We start from the raw sequence: 19,848 nt of genomic DNA on the forward strand, positions 1-19,848 counted from the left end.
TCGCCCCGTCGCGCGCCCCGGAACGCCGCGTCCCTCCCAACACTCAGTCGGCTGATGGAAGACTCGGAGGGTGCATCTCCTCGCGGTCCTCAGCATGAAGAACCGGGCGCTCATCGCGCTCGTCACCGTCGTCATCGCCGTCTTCGGCGGAGTCGCCCTGACCGGGCTCAAGCAGGAGCTCGCGCCGTCGATCTCCTTCCCGCAGCTCGCCGTCGTCACGTCCTACCCGGGCGCCGCTCCGGAGGTGGTCAACGACGACGTCTCGACGCCGATCGAGACCGCCATCCAGGGGGTGCCGGGGCTCGAGACGACCAGCGCGACGTCCTCCACGGACTCCTCCCTCATCTCGGCGTCCTTCACCTACGGCACCGATCTCGCCACCGCCGAGCAGAAGATCCTGCAGGCGATCAACCGGATCAAGAGCACGCTCCCGGACGGCGTCGACCCGCAGGTGGTCACCGGCTCCCTCGACGACCTGCCGGTGCTGCAGCTCGCCGTGTCGAGCGACGGCGACGCGGACGCGCTGGCCGAGCGCCTGCGCACCACGGTCATCCCGGACCTGGAGAAGGTCGAGGGCGTGCGCGAGGCGGCGCTCGTCGGCGAGACCGCCCAGCGCGTCACGATCACCCCGGACGACGCGGCGCTCGCCGCGGCCGGCCTCTCGACCGGCGACATCCGCTCGGCCCTGCAGCAGAACGGCGTGCTCGTCGCGGGCGGACAGATCACCCAGGACGGGTCGACCTTCTCGGTGCAGTCGGGCGTCAAGCTCGACTCGACCGACGCGATCGCGGCGCTGCCGCTGCTGCCGTCCGCAGGTGCCTCCGCGGGTGCGGGCGGCGCCGGTGCGTCAGCGGGTGCGGGTGCCTCCGCGGGTGCCGGGGCTTCCGCCGGCGGCTCCGACGCCGGAGCAGCGGCGGGAGGCGCGGCCGTGACCGCAGAGCCGACGGTCACCACCCTCGGCTCCGTCGCGACGGTCGCCGTCACCGACGCCCCCGTCACCTCGATCTCGCGCGTCAACGGCCAGCCCGCCCTGACCCTCTCGATCACCAAGCTCCCGGCCGCGAACACCGTCGACGTGTCGACCGGCGTGGCCGCGCTGCTCCCGGACCTCGAGGAGTCGATCGGCGACAACGCCGCCTTCACCCCGGTCTTCGACCAGGCGCCCTACATCCAGGAGTCGATCGCGTCGCTCGCGCAGGAGGGGGCGCTCGGCCTCGTCTTCGCCGTGCTGGTGATCCTGCTGTTCCTGCTCTCGGTGCGCTCGACCCTGGTCACGGCCATCTCGATCCCGACCTCGGTGCTGATCACGTTCATCGGCCTGCAGACGGCCGGCTACACCCTCAACATCCTGACCCTCGGCGCGCTCACCATCGCGATCGGCCGTGTGGTCGACGACTCCATCGTCGTGATCGAGAACATCAAGCGGCACCTCGACGCGGGTGAGGACCGGGCCCGGACCATCGCGGTCGCCGTCCGCGAGGTCGCCGGCGCGATCACCGCCTCCACGATCACCACGGTCGCGGTGTTCCTGCCGATCTCGTTCGTCGGCGGCACCACGGGCGAGCTGTTCCGGCCCTTCGCGCTGACCGTGTCGATCGCCCTGCTCGCCTCACTCGTGGTGGCGCTGACGATCGTGCCGGTGCTCGCCTACTGGTTCCTCCGCCCCTCGAAGCGACCGGCGGTGCGCCAGGCCGCGCAGGCGGCGCTCGCGGAGGAGCGCGCGGCGGCCGGAGGGGCACCCGCCTCGGGGGTCCCGGCCGACACCGCCGCGCCGGTCGAGGAGGCCCCGCACCACGGCGCCCACGCCGCTCCCCGGCGGGCGCGCGGGCTGCAGTCGGTGTACGGCCCGATCATCCACTGGACGCTGAAGCACTCGGTCGTCACCGTCCTCCTCGCGCTGCTCGTGCTCGTCGGGACCGGTGCGCTGTACCCGCTGATGAAGACGAACTTCCTCGGCTCCAGCGGGCAGGACACCTTCACCGTCACACAGACGGTCCCCGTCGGCCAGAGCCTCGACGCGCAGGACGCGACGGCGCAGCAGGCGAGCACGGCGATCCTCGGCGTCGACGGCGTCGAGACCGTCCAGCTCACCGTCGGCTCCTCCGGCGGTCTGCAGAGCGCGTTCGGCGGGGGAGGAGGCGGCGGCACCTCGATCCGCTACTCCGTCACCACCGATGAGTCGGCCGACCAGGAGGCCGTGCAGGCGGACGTCCGCGACGCGCTGTCGGGCGTCGCCTCGGCCGAGGACATCAGCGTCGCCGCCTCCTCCGGCTTCGGCGCCTCCTCGGACATCGAGGTCGACCTCTCGACCGCCTCGCAGAGCGACCTCCAGAGCGCGAGCGACCAGCTCCTCGAGGCCCTGCGCGGGACCGACGGGATCAGCCAGGCCGAGAGCAACCTCTCCTCCTCGCTGCCCTACATCGCGGTGCGGGTCGACCGCGACGCCGCGGCCCGGGCGGGTCTCAGCGAGGTCGCCGTGGGCACGATCGTCAGCCAGGCGCTCCAGCCCAGCCAGGTCGGCAGCGTCGTGATCGACGACCGCACCCTCTCGATCTACCTGGCCGACGGGCAGCCGCCGGCCACCGTGGACGAGCTGCGGAACCTCGAGGTGCCGACCCTCACCGGCACCGTCGCGCTCTCCACCCTCGCGGCGGTCGAGCAGACGGACGGTCCGGCGAGCATCACCACCGAGCGCGGGCAGCGCACCGCGACCATCACCGTCACCCCGGAGGGCGACGACCTCGCCTCGGCCAACGTCGCCGTGCAGAACGCGATCGACGCGACGGCGCTTCCGGCCGGTGTCGACGCCTCCCTCGGCGGAGTGACCGCCGACCAGGCCGACGCGTTCTCGCAGCTGGGCATCGCGCTGCTGGTCGCGATCCTGATCGTCTACGTCGTGATGGTGGCGACGTTCCGCTCGCTCCTGCAGCCGCTGCTCCTGCTCGTGTCGGTGCCGTTCGCGGCGACCGGCGCGATCCTCCTGCAGGTGATCACCGGCGTGCCGCTGGGCGTGCCGTCCCTGATCGGCGTGCTGATGCTGATCGGCATCGTCGTCACGAACGCGATCGTGCTCGTGGACCTGGTGAACCAGTACCGCGACCGCGGGATGCCGGTGCGGGAGGCGCTGCTGCACGGCACCGAGCGGCGGCTCCGGCCCATCCTGATGACCGCCCTCGCGACGATCTTCGCCCTCCTGCCGATGGCGCTGGGGATCACGGGCCACGGCGGCTTCATCTCGCAGCCGCTGGCGATCGTCGTGATCGGCGGCCTGGTGTCCTCGACGGTGCTGACCCTCGTGGTCCTGCCCGTCGTCTACAACCTGGTCGAGGGGTATCGTGAGCGGCGGCGTGCCGCCCGCGCCGGGAAGGCGTCGGCATGACGGACATCAGGGATGCGGCCGAGACGGTCGGCTCGCGCTGGCGCAGCGGCCCGGAGCGCGCCACCGCGGTCCTCGACGAGATCGGTCCGGAGCGCTTCGTCGCCCGCGACTTCCGCCCGGGCACGCTCCGGCACCTCGTGCTGATCCGCTTCCGCCCGACAGCGCTGGTCGCCGAGGCGGACGAGGTCACCCGCCGCTTCCTCGCCCTGGCCGACGAGTGCGTCCGCGACGGACGGCCCTACATCGAGTCGATCGAGACGGGGCCGCAGCTGAGCATCGAGGGCGCGGGCGAGGGCTTCGACCGCGCGTTCCTGCTGACCTTCTCCTCCGAGGGCGACCTGCATTACTACCTGGGCCGGCCGGCCGTCGAGGACCCCGCGCACTGGGATCCGGCGCACGACGCGTTCAAGGAGTTCGTCGGGCCGTTCGTCGACACGGCCGGCATCGTCGCGTTCGACTTCCGACCCGAAGAGCACTGATGGCGACTCCCGACTTCGTGCTGCGGCTGCGCGAGCGGATCGGGACCGAGCTGCTCTGGCTCACCGGCGTGACCGCGGTGATCCTCCGGGAGGAGCCGGCGCTCGAGGTCCTGCTCGTCCGGCGCGCCGACACCGGCGCCTGGACGGCCGTCACCGGGATCATCGACCCGGGCGAGACCGTCGCCGGGACCGCCCGCCGCGAGGCGCAGGAGGAGGCGGGCGTCGAGATCGAGGTCGAGCGCCTCGTGCAGGTGCACACCCTCCCGTCGATGCAGTACCCCAACGGGGACCGCTCGCAGTACCTCGACCACGTGGTGCGCTGCCGCTGGATCTCGGGGGAGGCCCACGTCGCGGACGACGAGTCGACCGAGGTCGGCTGGTTCGCGCCCGACGCGCTGCCGCCGATGTCGGACGAGCACCGCGCCCGGATCCAGCGGGCGCTGTCGGACGAGCCGGGCTGCTCGATCGACTGACGGCGGGGGTGCGCGCCGGACGAGGGCGGGGCCGCCTCCCGGGAGCGGCACTCGGATCGGAGCGGGCGTCCTGCCGTGTCGGCCTCCGACCGGACGGGCCCTCGGGCCGGGCTCCTCGGACCCGGCCCCTCGGTCCGGGCTCCTCGGACCCGGCTCGCCTCGGAGCGGGCGCTGCTCAGACCGGACGCGCGAAGCAGAGCACCGCGTCGTCGCCGACGTGGGCTCCGAAGCCGTCGATCGCCGTGAAGCCGAGCGCCTCGGCCGCTGCGGCGAGCTCCGGCGCGGCGGCCAGGCGCAGCGTGCGGATCCGCTGCACCCGCGCCCACGACTCCGCCGCCGCGACGAGCCGTCGGGCGACTCCCGTGCGCCGGTGGACGGAGGCGACCACGAGCTCCAGCACCTCGGCGAAGTCGTCCGGGCCGGGAGCGAGCACCAGGGCGCCCGCCGCCGCCCCGTCGATCCGGGCGATCAGGACGCGGGCGTGCGGGGGCGGGACCGCGGCGAGGAGGCCCTCCGCTCCGGCTGCGTCCTCGAGGCGGACGACGACTCCGCTCACGAGCCCAGGTGGGCGCGGAGGAACTCGACGACCCGAGCGCGCAGAGCGTCGTCGAGCAGCGCGATCGAGTGCAGCGAGCCGGGGAGGACGAGGAGGTCGACCCTCGAGCCCGCTCCGCGCAGCGCCTCGGCGAAGCGGGTCGACTGGCTGAGCGCGACCCGTTCGTGCGCCGCGTGCGCGATGAGGAACGGCGGCTCGGAGCCGTCCACCTGCGCGAGGGGCGAGGCGGCGGTGGCGGCCGGGCAGGAGGCGAGGTCCGCGCAGTCGAGGTAGCTGCGCACGGCGGCCGCGACTCCGACCACCGGGTCGTCGTCGGCGAGGCCGGCGGCGCTGAGATCGGAGGGGCCGCTCAGGTCGACCACGGCGGCCAGGCGCGACGAGGTCGCCGGCAGCGTGCCGAGCAGAGAGGCGAGGTTGCCGCCGGCCGAGCCGCCGAAGGCCGCCACCTGCTCCGGATCGATGCCGAAGCGCGCGGTCTGCTCCGGCTCGAGCAGCCAGTCGAGGGCGGCCGTCACATCGTCGAGCTGCGCGGGGAACACGGCGGCGGGCGCGAGGCGGTAGTCGACCGAGACGGCGACGAACCCCTCCGATCCGAGCCACTGGCAGATCGGGCGCCAGTTCGCGTCGGCCTTGCCTCCACGGGCCCAGCTGCCGCCGTGCACGACGAGGACGGCGGGCCGCGGCTCCGCCGACGGGGCAGGGGAGGAGCAGACGTCGACGCTCTGCCCGGTGCTCGCGTCGTAGACGACGTCGGCCGTCACGCTCACGCCGGACCAGTCGGGTGCGGGTGCCGCTCCGAGCGCCTGCGCCACCGGCTCCGAGACGGGAGTGGTGCTCGCGCAGCCCGAGAGGAGCAGTGCGAGGGCGGCCAGGACCGCGGCGACGCGTCGCGGGGATCGGGTGGGCTCGCGCATGAGTGCGATCAGCGTACGGGGTGCTCGGCGCCCCGGATGCGGCACCCTCGCGATCAGGGGGTGCCGGGCTCGCGCTGCAACCGGACCAGGACGACCCCCGCGAGGATCAGCGCGCCGCCGCCGAACTGGATCGGCGCGGGCAGCTCGCCGAGGATCAGCCATGCGGCCGCGATCGAGAACAGCACCTCCGTCAGCCCGACGAAGGAGGCGATCCGCGTGCCGAGGCGGCGTCCGCCCTCGATCCCGAGCAGATACGCCAGCACGGTCGACATGCCGAGGATCACGCCCGCGGGGAGGAGCCAGCTGACCTCCGCTCCGACGAACACCACCTCTCCGAAGGTCGCGCGCAGCGGTGTGACGCCGAGCGCCCCGAGTGCCAGCAGGATCGCGGCGCCGACGGTCATCGCCCCCGCCGTGAGCGCGATCGGCGGCAGCTCCGGATCCACCCGACCGGCGATGACGTAGTAGACGCACAGGCCGAGCGAGGCGGTCAGCGCCCAGGCGATGCCGACCAGCTCGGGGGTCGACTCGCCGGACAGGTCGAGCACGAGCACCAGGCCGCCGAGCGCGAGCGCGGAGCCGGCGAGGGTGAAGCGGCCGGGGTGCCGGCGGGTGCGCGCCCAGGCGAGGAGGACGAGGAACACCGGCGCGAGGTACTCGATCAGCAGGGCGACGCCGACCGACATGTGCTCGATCGCGCTGTAGAAGCAGAGCTGCGCGGCGATCACGGCGAAGACTCCGTAGAGGGCGATCGTGCCGAGGTTGCGGCGGAGCACGGGCCAGCGGCCGCGGAGGGACAGGACCGCCGGGATCGCGAGGATCAGGGCGGCGCCGCCCGCGCGCCAGAGGACCGCGGACGCCGGCGTCCAGCCCGCCTCGAGGAGCGGCTTCACGAACGGCCCGCCCAGACCGAACGCCGCCGACGCGGCCAGCGCCGCGACGAGGCCCGAGCCGAGGCGCCGTGCAGGCGCGGGCGCGCTCGCGGCGGGGAGGGTGACGGCGGCGGTGCTCTCGGCGGTCATGGTCGGCTCCTTCAGGAGTCAAAAGGATTACACTCGTGACAGCGAGCGGATCGCACACTACTGAGCCGCACTGTCAGGAGTCAACATGGTGTTCGCCTATGACGTCGAGGCGTCACTGACCTCCACCGCCACCCTCGTCAACACGCTCCCCGAGCTGTCGCCGTCCGGCGAGGACGAGATGGCGACGATCGAGCAGCTGGACGACTTCCTCCTCGAGAACCGGTACACGGGCAGCCGCGACGGATCGACCGAGGAGCTGGAGGCCGTGCAGTCGATCCGCTCCTCCCTCCGCACCCTCTGGCTCACGCGGGCCGAGGAGGACCTCGTCCCCGTCGTCAACGGGATGCTCGACTCCGGCCGCGCGCTCCCGCAGCTGGTCCGGCACGGACCCTACGGCTGGCACCTCCACGCGACGCGCGACGAGAGCCCGCTCGCCACCCGCATCCTGGTCGAGGCCGCCATGGCGTTCGTCGACGTGATCCGCGGCGACGAGCGCGAGCGGATCCGCGTCTGCGCGGCGGAGGACTGCGAGGCGGTGCTCGTGGACTTCTCCCGCAACCGCTCGAAGCGCTACTGCGACACGGGCAACTGCGGCAATCGCGCGAACGTGGCCGCGTACCGGGCCCGGCGGGCGTCGCAGTAGCGGACGGGCGGTCGTTGCGCGCGGGCGCGCGTCGATCGTGCTGCGGCTCGGGGCCGGGGGGCTGTTGCGGGGCGACTCCGCGGGGGACCGGTTGCGGAGGTGCGCGGCCCCCGGGCTTCGCGGCTCCCGGGCTTCGCGGCTCCCGGCTTTCGCGGCTCCTGGCTTTCGCGGCCCCCGACCTGAGCGGCTCCTGGCCGCACGTCTCCCCGCCCTAGCCAGGCTCCGGGGCCGCGTGTAGACTCGCTCGGTCGGCTCTTGACACCGTGCGTTCTCGTGCGGATGGGTTTGTTAGTCAAGTGGGCCGAGTCTCCGACAGTCGTCGTGAGACGAATCACATGTGTGAATCGGCCCCGGTCAATGACTCGCCCGGGTTCTCCCCCTGCTGCCCCGCAGCAGTCCAGCGCACGGACGCCCCTCACGACGGGGCTCCTCCGGCGTCGCCTCCTCGCGCACGACCTGAACCCAGGAAGAACTGCCATGCCCAAGAACAAGAAGCCCGCCGGCGGACGTCCGGCCAAGAACTTCGAGCCCAACCGCTTCGGCGCCTCGAGCGGCAAGTCCCAGCTCGGCGGCCGCTCGCGCTTCCCCGGCGCCAAGCCGGGCTCGCGCAGCGAGGGCCACCGCGGATTCCGCGCCGTCGACGAGAACGCCCCCAAGAAGGCGCGCTGGAACGCCGACGAGCGCGCCGAGCGGGCCACCGAGCGCGCCGATCGGCCCGCCCGCGGGTACGACCGCGACGAGCGGCCCTCTCGCGGCTACGACCGCGACGCGCGTCCGGCCCGCTCGAACGACCGTGACGAGCGTCCGGTCCGCGGGTACGACCGCGACGCACGCCCGGCGCGCTCGAACGACCGCGACGAGCGTCCGGCGCGATCCTTCGATCGCAGTGACCGTCCGGCGCGATCCTTCGATCGCAGTGACCGTCCGGCCCGTTCCTTCGACCGCAATGCGCGTCCGGCGCGCTCGAACGATCGCGACGAGCGTCCGGCGCGTTCCTACGGGCGCGATGAGCGTCCGGCGCGTTCCTTCGATCGCAGTGACCGTCCGGCCCGTTCCTTCGACCGCGATGCGCGTCCGGCGCGCTCGAACGATCGCGACGAGCGTCCGGCGCGTTCCTACGGGCGCGATGAGCGTCCGGCGCGTTCCTTCGACCGGAGCGACCGTCCGGCCCGTTCCTTCGACCGCGATGCGCGTCCGGCCCGCTCGAACGACCGCGACGATCGTCCGGCCCGCTCCTACGGACGCGACGACCGTCCGGCCCGCACCGGCGACCGCGACGAGCGCCCCTCGCGCGGCTACGACCGCACCGAGCGTCCCGCCCGCTCGTTCGACCGCAGCGACCGCCCGGCCCGCTCCTTCGACCGGGACGCGCGTCCCTCGCGCGGCCACGACCGCGGCGACCGCCCGACCCGCTCGTTCGACCGCGACTCCCGGCCCTCGCGCCGCGACTCCGGCTCGGACTTCTACCCCAGCCGCGACGCCCGTGCGCCGCACCAGGCCGACGACGTCGTGCTCGAGCGCCTCGAGGCGACCGCCACGCTCGCCGTCGACGTCGAGGGCGTCACCTTCGGCGACCTCGGCCTGGGCGGGAACATCGTCCGGATGCTGACCGAGCTCGGAGCGGCCGCGCCGTTCCCGATCCAGGCCGCGACCATCCCCGAGGTGCTCGCCGGCAAGGACGTCCTCGGACGCGGCAAGACCGGCTCCGGCAAGACCATCGCCTTCGGCGCCCCCGTCGTCGAGCGCCTGATGGAGAACAACGGAGCGAAGGGCCGCAAGCCGGGCCGCGCTCCGCGGGCGCTCATCCTCGCGCCGACCCGCGAGCTCGCCATGCAGATCGACCGGACCATCCAGCCGATCGCCCGCTCCGTCGGCCTGTTCACGACGACCATCTACGGCGGCGTCCCCCAGTACAAGCAGGTCGGAGCCCTCCAGCGCGGAGTCGACATCGTCATCGCGACGCCGGGCCGCCTCGAGGACCTCGTCGAGCAGGGCCGCCTCGACCTCTCGAACATCACCATCACGGTGCTCGACGAGGCCGACCACATGTGCGACCTCGGCTTCCTCGAGCCCGTGCAGCGCATCCTCCGCCAGACCGCCGACGGCGGCCAGCGGCTGCTGTTCTCGGCCACGCTCGACAAGGGCGTCGCGACGCTCGTGGACGAGTTCCTGGTCGAGCCGAGCGTCCACGAGGTCGCCGGCGAGGACCAGGCGTCCTCGACCATCGACCACCGCGTGCTCCTGATCGAGCACCGCGACAAGGCCGAGATCATCGAGCAGCTCGCCGCCCGCCAGGGCAAGACGCTGATCTTCGCCCGGACCCGCGCGTTCGCGGAGCAGCTCGCGGAGCAGCTCGACCACGCGGACATCCCCGCGACGAGCCTCCACGGCGACCTCAACCAGTCGCGCCGCACCCGCAACCTCGCACTGCTCACCAGCGGACGCGTGGACGTGCTGGTCGCGACGGACGTGGCCGCGCGCGGCATCCACGTCGACGACATCGACCTGGTGATTCAGGCCGACGCTCCCGACGAGTACAAGACGTACCTCCACCGCTCCGGCCGCACCGGCCGCGCGGGCAAGACGGGCACGGTCGTGACGCTCATCACGCGCAACCGTCGCCGCCGCATGGAGGAGCTGCTCGACCGGGCCGAGATCGAGGCCGAGATGATCGAGGCCCGCCCCGGCGACCGCGTCCTGCGCGAGATCAGCGCCCCGGCCGAGTAGCCGCCGACCGCACGACGACGAGGCGCGGACCCCCTGCATCGGGGTCCGCGCCTCGTGTCGTTCGTGGTGAGTGCTGTGGTGCGGAGTGACGGCGAGTGCCGGGTCGTGGTGACCCTCCGACTCCGCGCTGCGCAGGGCTCCTCGCTGTGCGGCTTCCCGTTCGGACAGCTCTGCGTTGCGCGGCTCTGTGCTGGACGACTCTGTGCCGGACGACTCTGCAGTGTCCGGCTTCGCGGAGGGCTTCTGCACGCACGAACGCCAAAGGGCGGACACCTCGCGGTGCCCGCCCTTCGGCGTGTTCACCGGCCGGAGCCGGTGAGGGGAATTAGCTGGCCGGGGGGGTCAGCACGGTGTCGATGAGGTAGACGGTCGCGTTGGCGGTCTGGACGCCACCGCAGATGACGGACGCGTCGTTGACCTTCAGGTCGTCGCCGGAACCGGTGACGGTGAGGTTGCCACCCTGGACAGTGGCGTGGTCGCCGGCGATCGCGTCAGGGGCGATCTGGCCGGGGACGACGTGGTAGGTCAGGATCGAGGACAGCGTGGCGGCGCCCTCGGGGGTCTTGAGGGAGTCGACGGTCGCGGCGTCGAGCTTGGCGAACGCGTCGTCGACCGGGGCGAAGACGGTGAACTCGCCGCTGTTCAGCGTGTCGACGAGGTTGACGTCGGGGTTGAGGCCACCGGAGATCGCAGCGGTCAGGGTGGTGAGCAGCGGGTTGTTCGACGCGGCGGTCGCAACGGGGTCGAGCGACATGCCCTCGACCGAGCCGGCGCCGTCCGGGACCTGCTCGGCGTAGGCGGCACAGCCGGGGCCGACGAGGTTCGCGGCCGGGTCCATGGTCGCCATGGGGGTCGAGGAGGCGGAGGCCGACGAGGTGGCCATCGGGGTCGACATCTCGGTCGCCGCGTCGCTGGCGGCGGTGGTCGAGCCGCTTCCGCTCGAGCAGGCGGTGAGGCCGAGGGCGGCGGTGCCCAGCAGGGCGAATGCGGCGAGGGCGGAACGCTTGGTGGATCGCATGGGATTACTCCTTCGTGAGACGGCCCCCACGTGATGCGGAGGACCTGTTCTGTGTGGACCGTGTCGCGGCCGTTGACATGTGTTCGGAGCCCTCCCTGCGGGGGTTTGGATTTCTTTCGGTGATCTAGGTAACGGCTTCGTAACGGCAGGGAACCGGGACGGCGGGGAGCTGCTCCGCCGCGTCGATTACCCTGGACACGTCGCGCGCACGCGTCGACGCGACGACGAGAGGACGGGCGAGTGCAGACCCGAGGTGCACGAGTGGCTCGCGGCGTCGCCGCCGCTCTCGCCGCGACCGCCACGGCCGCCGCCTCCCACACGCTCGCGGGCGCCGAGACCCCCGCTCCTGCCGTGCTCGCCCTCGCCGCGGCGTTCGCCGTCGTCGTCTGCGTCCTCCTCTCGGGGCGCCGTCCGTCCCTTCCCCGGCTGACGCTCTCCGTGCTCCTCAGCCAGATCGCGTACCACGGCCTCTTCCTCATCACGGGCAGCGGTGGGGAGGTGAGCGTGGTCGGGACGACGGGCACCGGCGCGCACTTCCACGACGGGTCGACCATCGAGCTGATCGCCGGCGGAGGCGGACACGCGGCCCACGCTCCGCTGATGCTCGTCGCCCACCTCGCTGCGGCTGCCTTCACGATCGCGGCGTTCCGGTACGGCGAGCGCCTCTTCTGGACGCTGGGAGCAGGCCTCCAGCGCGTCGTCGTACGGATCGTCGCCCGCGCGTCCGCGGTCGCGCTCCCGTCGGCACCCGGCGTCTCGATGACGGGCACCCCCGAGCCGCGGGCGCCCCGTTCCCTCGACGCGGTCCTCTCGATCCTCCGGCACCGCGGGCCGCCGCTGCGGGTCCTCCGCGCCGCCTGACGCCCCTCCCGTGCGGGAGCGGCTCCGGTCGGCGCCTCCGCATGCACCGCGAACCCGCGCTGCGTCCAGAACTCCCGGCCCCGCGCCGGATCTCCCCCGAGGACACGACCGTCATGACCCGTTCTTCTTCTTCTTCTTCTTCTTCTTCTTCTTCTTCCTTCTCGCGGCTCCGCCTCGTCGGCAGCGGCGCACTCGTCGCCGCCGGATCGATCGCGCTCGCTGTCGCCGCGCCCACTGCGGCCAGCGCACACGTGACCGCGGCGGCGAGCAGCACCGCCGCCGGCTCGTACACGGTGGTGACGTTCTCGCTGGCCCACGGCTGCGAGGGCTCGCCGACGACGGGACTCACGATCACGATGCCCGACGGCATCAACTCGGTCAGCCCGACGATCAACCCGAACTGGGACGTCGTGAAGAACGAGGTCGCGATCGCCGACCCGGTCACCGACTCCCACGGGAGCACCGCGACCAAGCGGGTCTCGGACGTGGTCTACACGGCGAAGACGCCCCTCGCCGACGGCTACCGCGACACCGTCGCCCTCCAGCTGCAGCTCCCCGAGGACGCGGCGGGCTCCACGCTGGAGTTCCCCGTGCTGCAGACGTGCGAGACCGGCAGCACCGCCTGGGACCAGCCGACCGTCGACGGCCAGGACGAGCCCGAGCTGCCCGCTCCCACCGTCGCGGTGACCGCGGCGGAAGCGGGTTCCGGCCACGGGGGCGGACACGACGACGACGGCGACGGTGACGACGCCGTCGCGACCACCGCCTCGGCGACGACGGCCACGAGCGGCGACGACGTGCTCGCCCGCATCCTCGGAGTCGGCGGGCTCGTCGTCGGCGCGGTCGGCGTGGCCGTCGGGCTCGCCTCCCGCCGCCGCGGACCCCGGGCGTCGGCGTGACCCGTCGGAAGGCCCTCGTCGCCGCGACCGCGATCGGGCTGCTCGGCTCGATCGCGGTGGCGGCGCCCGCCAGCGCGCACAACTACCTCGTCTCGACGACTCCCGCTGCGGACTCGACCGTGACGGAGCAGCCGGGAACGCTGGTGCTGACGACGAACGACGACCTGCTCGTCCTCGGGACGGACGGAACGGCGGCGGCTCTGCGCGTCGTCGGGCCGGACGGGCTCTACTACGGCGACGGCTGCGTCAGCGTCGTCGGGCCGGAAGCGTCGATGCCGCTCGAGCTCGGCGCGGCGGGGGAGTACGAGGTGACCTGGCAGGTCGTGTCCACCGACGGGCACCCCGTGTCGGGCCAGTACGCGTTCGACTGGGCGCCGTCCGACGGGACCGCGCTCGCCGACGGGTCGGACTCGGTCCCGGACTGCAACGGCACCGTCGCGGTCTCAGGAGGACAGGCCGAGTCAGCCGACGAAGCGCAGGCGACGTCCGGACCGGACCCCGCACTCCTCGGGGACGTCCTGTGGATCGGCGGCGCTCTCGCCGCGGTCGCCGCCGCCATCGGAGTGACGCTCCTCGTGCTGCGACGGCGACCCCGCGACTGAGGCTCGTGAGCCTCCTGGGGTGGCGGTCGGTCAGTTCAGGAGGCTCGCGAGGGGCCCTTCACCGAGACCGGTCAGGACGGCCGCCGCGTCCTCGTAGACGGCGACGGCCCCGGCCTCGCGGAGTTCGTGCTCCGAGGTACCGCCGGAGAGGACTCCGACCGTTGCCAGGCCCGCGCGCTCGGCGGCCAGGACGTCCCAGGTCGCGTCGCCGACCATGACGGCGCGGTCGACGGAGACGCCCGCGCGGTCGAGCGCGATCGAGATTACGTCGGGTGCTGGCTTGGCGGTGGAGACGTCGGCGCCGCTGGTGACAGCGTGGACGGACCCGCCGAAGTCGAGGACGTCGAGAAGCACGTCCAGCTCGTTCTGCGGTGCCGAGGTGGCGAGGACGACGTGGACGCCTCGACCGACGAGCGTCGCGACGAGCTCGCGAGCTCCCGGGAGTGGAACGATGCGTGCTGTCGTCTCGGCGTAGTTCTTGGTGTGCAGCGACTTCACCAGTGCGCGCTGCTCCTCCTTCACGTCGTCCTCGAGGAGCATGTCGAGCAGCTCCGACGAGTCTGCGCCGATCGCTCGTTGGATGCGCCAGGCGGGCACGACGAGGTCGGCCTGCCAGAAGGCGCGCGACCACGCCTCGACGTGGAGGAAGTTCGTGTCGGCGAGGGTCCCGTCGATGTCGAAGAGCACCGCGGAGGTCCCCGTCGTCGCGTCTTTCCTGTCCTTCGTTCCTGCCATGTCGCTGCCCCTCTTGTCGCTTCCGCGCCTATCGGCCCGTGCCGTCCACGCTACGCGGGCGCGCCGAAGCGGGCCCGCCCCTTGACCTGCCCGTCCACGCCACCCGACCTGCCCCTTGTCACGGCCCGCCGGTCCCGGTCGGATCGTGTCCGCCCTCCGTCCCGTTCCCCGGCTCCCCGGGCCGGGTGACATGCTGCCGTCCCGTCGGGCTCGTCCAGTGCAGCGTGCCGTCCGGCTCCTGCCGGTGGGTCCACCCCGTGGTGTGGCGGAGCCGGTGGTGGTGTCGGCAGAGGTGCGCGAGGTTGTCGGCCGACGTGGTGCCTCCGTGGTGCCAGTCGTTCGTGTGGTCGACGTCCGCGTGGCGGGTGCTGCGGGTGCATCCCGGGAACCGGCAGGTCCCGTCGCGGTGCTGGAGGTGGCGACGCAGGTCCGCCGGCACTCGGTAGGAGTCGCGTCCGACGGAGAGGACCGCTCCGCTCTCCGGATGGGTGAGCAGCCGCGTGAACGAGGGAGCACCTGCTGTGAGACGCCGCGCGGTCTCCGGATCGACGGGTCCGTATCCGTCGAGGACGGCGGGCTGGTCGGACCGCCCGAGGAGGGTCAGCGCCGGCACGGTCACCGCGACTTCGGCGCGCACTCCCGCCGGCATCGACGTGCCGTCTCCGTCGGCCGATGTCTCCCCGTCGACCAGCAGCGCAGCGGCGATGTCTGCGCGGAGCTGGCCCAGCGTCCGCTCCTCGTCCGGCAGATCCGCGAGGGAGCGGGCGGCCCGGTCGATCCTGTCCATCGCGCCGAGCACATCGGGAGCTGCGGTGTAGAGGTGCAGGATCGCCATCCCGTCGTCGAGGCCCTCCACCCAGAGCGCGCGACGACGGGCGCAGTCCCTATGACGTTCGCTGAGCGTCTGCGGGTGCAGCCGTTCCCGGAGCGACCGGAGGGCGCGTCGCAGCTGGGGCGGGGTGCAGGCGACCGCGATCGTGGCGGCCTCCTCGTCGAAGCGCCCACGGACCTCGGCCGGGACGTCGAGCGCTCCTCGCACCACGAGTCGCGCGTGCTCGGGGGAGAGCGCTCCGTCCGCGAGTGCGCGCAACGTCGCCGGGAGGTCGTTCACCAGCAGGCGTGCCTCGTCGACCAGTGCAGAGGCGTGCGCCTCCGAGACCCGGAGTCCCGTCGCGAGCTCCGCGATCAGCGCCCGGTGCGCCGCCTCCGCCCGATCCACCTGCAACTGGACGTGCTCGCCGACGAGCGCCGCCGGTGCCGCCATCGCGAGGCGGCGTGCCTCCTCGACTGCCCGGTACCGGGATGCCTCGACGGCGGACCGCTCAGCGTGCCGTGAGCCGGCGAGCGCGAGCGCCTCCGTGAGCGCGTCGTCTACTGTCGCCGATTCCTTCATGCCCTGATCTCACCGGACGAAGTCTCGCCGTGGGCCTCGGGAGCGCCGTTTCATCGGACAGCATCGCGAAGAACCGTCTGTGGAGGAGCGTCGCCCCCCTCACACCTTCCGCGGCACCGTGAACACGGTCTCCACTCCGGCCGAGTACAGCACCGAGTCCGGCGCGCGCGTCGCCAGCCCGGGGAAGCCCGCGGCGTCGAGCAGCCTGTCGTCGAGCGCGAGCAGCTCCGCGCGTCGCAGCGGCCACGGCCGGTGCAGGTTGCGGCCGTACCAGGTGGAGCCCAGGTGGCGCTCGTGGTAGGCCCAGCGTGCGGTGAGGAACGAGCCGAGCGGGTCCTCGTCGACCGGCTCGCCCGGGCGGACGACGATCCGGGAGCGGGCGGCCGAGTCCGAGTGCCGGATCGTGTCGTAGATCACCGCGCCGTGGCGGTGCTCGATGCTCATCCGGGCCCAGCGGTAGGGGAGCCCGAACACCGCCTGCGCGGTGAGCACGGGAAGGAGGTGGGAGGCGTCGAGCGAGACGAACACGACTCCGCGTCGTCCCTGCTCGTCGACGGAGTAGAGCCGGACGTTCACCTCGGGGAAGGTGCCGAGCCAGGGCACCCGCGGGCCGCCGAGGAAGGCCGTCCGCGAGAGCCGGAACGGGATCAGGCCCACCCAGGAGGAGCCGTCGTGCTCGTCGGGCCTCGTCCCGGCCGGGAGGTGGGGCGCCACCAGGGCGGGGTCGACCCGCCAGTGCAGGAACGTCGCCTCGGTCCAGCGCTGCTTCAGGATGCGCGGTCCGCCGAGCGCGGGCGCGGAACGGGTGACGGGTTCGACGGAGCTCACGCGCCCATCGTGCTCCGGTGTGCTGCGAGCTCGCCCGTGCAGGCGCGCTCAGCGGCGCGCGGCGAGGGCCTTCAGTGTCTCCAGCACCAGGGCCACCGGTGCGGAGGAGGCGGCGGAGTTCCGCACGACGGCCTCGAGGGAGCGGACAGGCCGGGGACGGACGACGGGCACGGCGCGGACGCCGTCCGGCAGACGGTGGGCCGCGAGCTCCGGCAGGACCGTCACGCCCATGCCCGCGGCGACGAACGCGGCGGCGGTGATGTGGTCGTTGGCCTGGACGTGGAAGGGCGGCGCGAACCCGGCGGCGGCGCAGGCCTCCACGACGTTCCGGCGGCACCAGCCGGTGGGCAGGTCGTTGTCGACCCAGCGCTCGTTCGCGAGCTCGGCGAGGTCTATCTCGCTCCGTGAGGCGAGCGGATGACCGTCGGGCAGGACGACGAGGTAGGGGTCGTCGAGGAGGTGGTGCGCCGTGAATCCGGGGGCGGTCGGCTCGGAGGAGGCGACGAGGAGCTGCACGTCGGGGCGCGCTCCGAGGTCGTCGTCGAGCTCCTCTCCCAGGCGCAGATCGAGGGCGAGGCCGGGGAACGCGGCGGTCAGCCGGCGGGCGACCTCCGGCATCCAGGCGCTGCCGACGGAGGCGAAGTACGTCACCGAGAGGCGGCCGGAGCGGCCCTCGCGCAGCTCCTCCACCACGGCCTCCGCTTCGGCGAGGCGCTCGAGGACGCGGTCCGCCTGGGCGGCGAGGGCGCGTCCGGCTGGGGTCGGGCGGACGCCGCGGCCCACCCGCTCCAGCAGGGTCAGTCCGGTCTCGCGCTGCAGAGCGGAGAGGTGCTGGCTGACGGCGGAGGACGTGTAGCCGAGGCCGGAGGCGGCTCCCGCGATCGAGCCGGAGGCGACGACGGAGCGGAGGATGCGGAGCCGGTGCACGTCGAGCATGAGACGACCGTACAGTCCGGCTGAACGATCCGACAGTGAACGGAACTGGTGCTGAATCCCCGGCAGCGCCACGATGGCCTCATGACCGACGTCTCCTCCTCCGCCCCGCCCTCCACGAGGGACGCCCTCCTGCTGTGGGGCGCGATCGCGGTCACCGTCCTGCTCTGGGCGTCGGCCTTCGTCGGCATCCGCGCCACGACGGAGGACTTCGGCCCGGGCGCGCTGACCCTCGGCCGCATCGTGGTGGGGTCGCTCGCGCTCACGGTGGTGCGCGTCGTCCTCACCGCCCGGAGGCGCCGCTCGGAGGCGGCTCCGGATCCGCGCACGGCGGTCCCGCGCGGGCGCCTCCTCCTGCTCGTGCTGGGCTGGGGGGTCGCCTGGTTCGGGGTCTACAACCTGGCGTTGAACGCTGCGGAGCGGCACGTCGACGCGGGGACGGCGGCGCTGCTGGTGAACATCGCGCCGATGATCACCGCCGTGCTCGCCGGGCTGCTGCTGGGGGAGGGGTTCCCCCGCCGTCTCCTCGCCGGGATGCTCGTGGCGCTGACCGGCGTCGCGGTGATCGCGTTCTCCACCTCCACCGGGCAGTTCGACGTGATCGGCGTCGCCCTCGGCCTGGTCGCCGCCGTCGTCTACGGCAGCGCGGCGACCCTTCAGAAGCGCCTGCTGGGACGGATCGACGCACCGACGATGACCTGGCTCGGCTGCCTCGCCGGCACGGTCGCGTGCCTGCCCTTCGCCCCGGAGCTCGTCGAGGCGCTCGCCGCCGCTCCGCTCTCCTCGATCCTGGCCGTGGTCTACCTCGGGATCTTCCCGACGGCCGTCGCCTTCACGACGTGGGGGTACGTCCTCGCGCGCTCCAGCGCGGGTCGCACCGCGGCGTCCACCTACGCGGTGCCCGCGGTGGTGGTGCTGCTGTCCTGGCTCGTCCTGGGCGAGACCCCGCCGCTCGCCGCGCTGCTCGGAGGCGCGCTCGCCCTGGCCGGAGTCGCGGTGGCGACGCTGCGGAGGCGCCCGAAGGCGGTCTGACCGGCGGCGGATGCTCCTCCACAGCCGCCCGATCGCGTCGAGTCCTCGGACGAGGCGGCTCGCGGGGATCCCGCGGGAGGGCCCGGGATATGCTGGGCGGACGTTCATCCCAGTCGGCGCCGAGCGCCAGGAACGGTGAGGATCCCGATGACCGAGGCCCTGCAGCCGCCCGTCCAGAACGCCCTCTCGCTCACGCCTCCGGAGCCGGTGGCAGCGGTGCCGACCACCTCGGCGCCGTCGATCGCGCCGAAGGTGCCGGAAGCCGCCCTGCCCGGCCTCGAGGCGAAGGTCGACGGCTACCTCGACACGCTCCTGGCGACGGAGTCCCGCAGCCCCGAGTTCGCGACGCGGGCCAACGACATCCGCACGATGGGCGACGCCGACATCCGCTCGGCCGCCGACTCGTCGAACCGGCTGCTGAGCACGCCGGTGCGCGCCCTCCAGGAGGGCGGGCTCTCCGAGGGGTCGACCATCGGCAAGACGCTGCTCGAGCTGCGCCGCACGGTGGAGGATCTGGACCCGTCCGAGGACAACCTGCAGAAGAAGATCCTGGGCTTCATCCCGTTCGGCAACAAGATCACCGACTACTTCCGCCGCTACGAGAGCGCCCAGTCGCACCTGAACGCGATCATCCAGGCCCTGTACGACGGGCAGGACGAGCTGCGGAAGGACAACGCGGCCCTGAACCTCGAGAAGCAGAACCTCTGGGAGACGATGACCCGTCTCAACGAGTACATCTACGTCGCCGAGCGGCTCGACGTGAAGCTCTCGGCGAAGATCGCCGAGCTCGACGCCACCGACCCGGAGCGGGCGAAGGCGCTGCGCGAGGACGTCCTCTTCTACGCGCGCCAGAAGCACCAGGACCTGCTGACCCAGCTGGCCGTGTCGATCCAGGGCTACCTCGCGATCGACGTCGTCATCAAGAACAACGTCGAGCTGATCAAGGGCGTCGACCGGGCGACGACCACGACCGTCTCGGCGCTGCGCACGGCGGTCATCGTGGCGCAGGCGCTCGCCAACCAGCGCCTCGTGCTCGATCAGATCACGGCGCTGAACACCACGACGTCCAACATGATCGAGGCCACCTCGCGCATGCTCGCCGACCAGTCCGCCTCGATCCAGTCGCAGGCCGCCTCGGCCACGGTCGGACTGCCGCAGCTGCAGGCCGCGTTCGCGAACATCTACCAGACGATGGACTCGATCTCGGACTTCAAGATCAAGGCGCTCGACAGCATGGCCCAGACCGTCGGAGTCCTCCAGACCGAGACGGCGAAGGCCGGCGAGTACGTCGAGCGGGCCCGCCGCAGCAACTCGGACATCGACGCGACGTCCTCGCTCGATCTCGGCCGCTAGC

Annotated in this window: 18 protein-coding genes; 10 read left to right on the plus strand and 8 right to left on the minus strand. The window is 72.9% G+C overall.

The window, feature by feature from the left end:
* Positions 1–70: 70 nt before the first annotated feature.
* The 3 genes from C5C30_RS04510 to C5C30_RS04520 are packed head-to-tail and all read left to right on the plus strand — an operon-like array spanning position 71 to position 4,331.
* On the plus strand, positions 71–3,379 hold the full coding sequence (locus C5C30_RS04510; protein WP_104260392.1) for an efflux RND transporter permease subunit: 3,309 nt from the start codon (positions 71–73) through the stop codon (positions 3,377–3,379).
* Positions 3,376–3,858, plus strand: coding sequence for a Dabb family protein (locus tag C5C30_RS04515; RefSeq protein WP_104249875.1), 483 nt, complete (start codon positions 3,376–3,378; stop codon positions 3,856–3,858). The genes C5C30_RS04510 and C5C30_RS04515 overlap by 4 nt, the downstream gene beginning before the upstream one ends.
* On the plus strand, positions 3,858–4,331 hold the full coding sequence (locus C5C30_RS04520) for an NUDIX domain-containing protein (protein WP_104260391.1): 474 nt from the start codon (positions 3,858–3,860) through the stop codon (positions 4,329–4,331). Before C5C30_RS04515 ends, C5C30_RS04520 begins: the two co-directional genes overlap by 1 nt.
* 175 nt (positions 4,332–4,506) lie before the next feature.
* On the opposite strand, the gene C5C30_RS04525 is transcribed toward C5C30_RS04520, so the two are convergent.
* Genes C5C30_RS04525 through C5C30_RS04535 form a run of 3 tightly spaced genes read right to left on the minus strand, consistent with a single transcriptional unit; the run spans position 4,507 to position 6,823 of the window.
* Positions 4,507–4,887 carry a GNAT family N-acetyltransferase gene (locus C5C30_RS04525; RefSeq protein WP_104260390.1) on the minus strand — a complete coding sequence of 127 codons (381 nt, stop codon included), beginning with the start codon at positions 4,885–4,887 and terminating at the stop codon, positions 4,507–4,509.
* Positions 4,884–5,801, minus strand: a complete 918-nt coding sequence (locus tag C5C30_RS04530; RefSeq protein WP_181131444.1) for an alpha/beta hydrolase — start codon at positions 5,799–5,801, stop codon at positions 4,884–4,886. The genes C5C30_RS04525 and C5C30_RS04530 overlap by 4 nt, the downstream gene beginning before the upstream one ends.
* A gap of 53 nt (positions 5,802–5,854) precedes the next feature.
* Positions 5,855–6,823: a DMT family transporter gene (locus tag C5C30_RS04535; RefSeq protein WP_104257663.1), complete on the minus strand. Its 969-nt coding sequence runs from the start codon at positions 6,821–6,823 to the stop codon at positions 5,855–5,857.
* 85 nt (positions 6,824–6,908) lie between these two features.
* On the opposite strand from C5C30_RS04535, the gene C5C30_RS04540 reads away from it, so the two are divergent.
* The gene (locus C5C30_RS04540) at positions 6,909–7,466 is read left to right on the plus strand and encodes a CGNR zinc finger domain-containing protein (RefSeq protein ID WP_104269364.1); all 558 of its coding nucleotides are present in this window, start codon (positions 6,909–6,911) and stop codon (positions 7,464–7,466) included.
* 477 nt (positions 7,467–7,943) lie between these two features.
* On the plus strand, positions 7,944–10,193 hold the full coding sequence (locus tag C5C30_RS04545) for a DEAD/DEAH box helicase (protein ID WP_104333249.1): 2,250 nt from the start codon (positions 7,944–7,946) through the stop codon (positions 10,191–10,193).
* Between the two features lie 325 nt (positions 10,194–10,518).
* Here the strand turns inward: C5C30_RS04545 and C5C30_RS04550 are convergent, their stop codons facing one another.
* Entirely contained in the window at positions 10,519–11,211 is a 693-nt protein-coding gene (locus C5C30_RS04550; protein WP_104246890.1) for a fasciclin domain-containing protein, read from the minus strand.
* A gap of 261 nt (positions 11,212–11,472) precedes the next feature.
* Between C5C30_RS04550 and C5C30_RS04555 the strand changes: the two genes are divergently transcribed.
* The 3 genes from C5C30_RS04555 to C5C30_RS04565 are packed head-to-tail and all read left to right on the plus strand — an operon-like array spanning position 11,473 to position 13,573.
* The gene (locus tag C5C30_RS04555) at positions 11,473–12,072 is read left to right on the plus strand and encodes a hypothetical protein (protein WP_104260386.1); all 600 of its coding nucleotides are present in this window, start codon (positions 11,473–11,475) and stop codon (positions 12,070–12,072) included.
* Between the two features lie 41 nt (positions 12,073–12,113).
* On the plus strand, positions 12,114–12,971 hold the full coding sequence (locus C5C30_RS04560; protein WP_104333250.1) for a YcnI family protein: 858 nt from the start codon (positions 12,114–12,116) through the stop codon (positions 12,969–12,971).
* Positions 12,968–13,573 carry a copper resistance CopC family protein gene (locus C5C30_RS04565; protein ID WP_104333251.1) on the plus strand — a complete coding sequence of 202 codons (606 nt, stop codon included), beginning with the start codon at positions 12,968–12,970 and terminating at the stop codon, positions 13,571–13,573. Before C5C30_RS04560 ends, C5C30_RS04565 begins: the two co-directional genes overlap by 4 nt.
* 30 nt (positions 13,574–13,603) lie before the next feature.
* On the opposite strand, the gene C5C30_RS04570 is transcribed toward C5C30_RS04565, so the two are convergent.
* The 4 genes from C5C30_RS04570 to C5C30_RS04585 form a co-directional block, all read right to left on the minus strand.
* Positions 13,604–14,308: an HAD family hydrolase gene (locus C5C30_RS04570; protein ID WP_104287870.1), complete on the minus strand. Its 705-nt coding sequence runs from the start codon at positions 14,306–14,308 to the stop codon at positions 13,604–13,606.
* A 118-nt stretch (positions 14,309–14,426) separates the two neighbouring features.
* Positions 14,427–15,701 (minus strand): HNH endonuclease signature motif containing protein, encoded by a 1,275-nt coding sequence (locus tag C5C30_RS04575; RefSeq protein ID WP_104333252.1) that lies wholly within the window; start codon positions 15,699–15,701, stop codon positions 14,427–14,429.
* A 99-nt stretch (positions 15,702–15,800) separates the two neighbouring features.
* Positions 15,801–16,529 carry a YqjF family protein gene (locus C5C30_RS04580; RefSeq protein ID WP_104333253.1) on the minus strand — a complete coding sequence of 243 codons (729 nt, stop codon included), beginning with the start codon at positions 16,527–16,529 and terminating at the stop codon, positions 15,801–15,803.
* Positions 16,530–16,577: 48 nt separating this feature from the next.
* The gene (locus C5C30_RS04585; protein ID WP_104269369.1) at positions 16,578–17,465 is read right to left on the minus strand and encodes a LysR family transcriptional regulator; all 888 of its coding nucleotides are present in this window, start codon (positions 17,463–17,465) and stop codon (positions 16,578–16,580) included.
* An 81-nt stretch (positions 17,466–17,546) separates the two neighbouring features.
* On the opposite strand from C5C30_RS04585, the gene C5C30_RS04590 reads away from it, so the two are divergent.
* Both C5C30_RS04590 and C5C30_RS04595 read left to right on the plus strand, forming a co-directional pair.
* Entirely contained in the window at positions 17,547–18,494 is a 948-nt protein-coding gene (locus C5C30_RS04590) for a DMT family transporter (protein ID WP_104249861.1), read from the plus strand.
* A 147-nt stretch (positions 18,495–18,641) separates the two neighbouring features.
* Entirely contained in the window at positions 18,642–19,847 is a 1,206-nt protein-coding gene (locus C5C30_RS04595) for a toxic anion resistance protein (protein ID WP_104223833.1), read from the plus strand.
* Position 19,848 lies beyond the last annotated feature (1 nt).

It is taken from the genome of Rathayibacter sp. AY2B5 (assembly GCF_002931645.1).
Lineage (GTDB): Bacteria > Actinomycetota > Actinomycetes > Actinomycetales > Microbacteriaceae > Rathayibacter.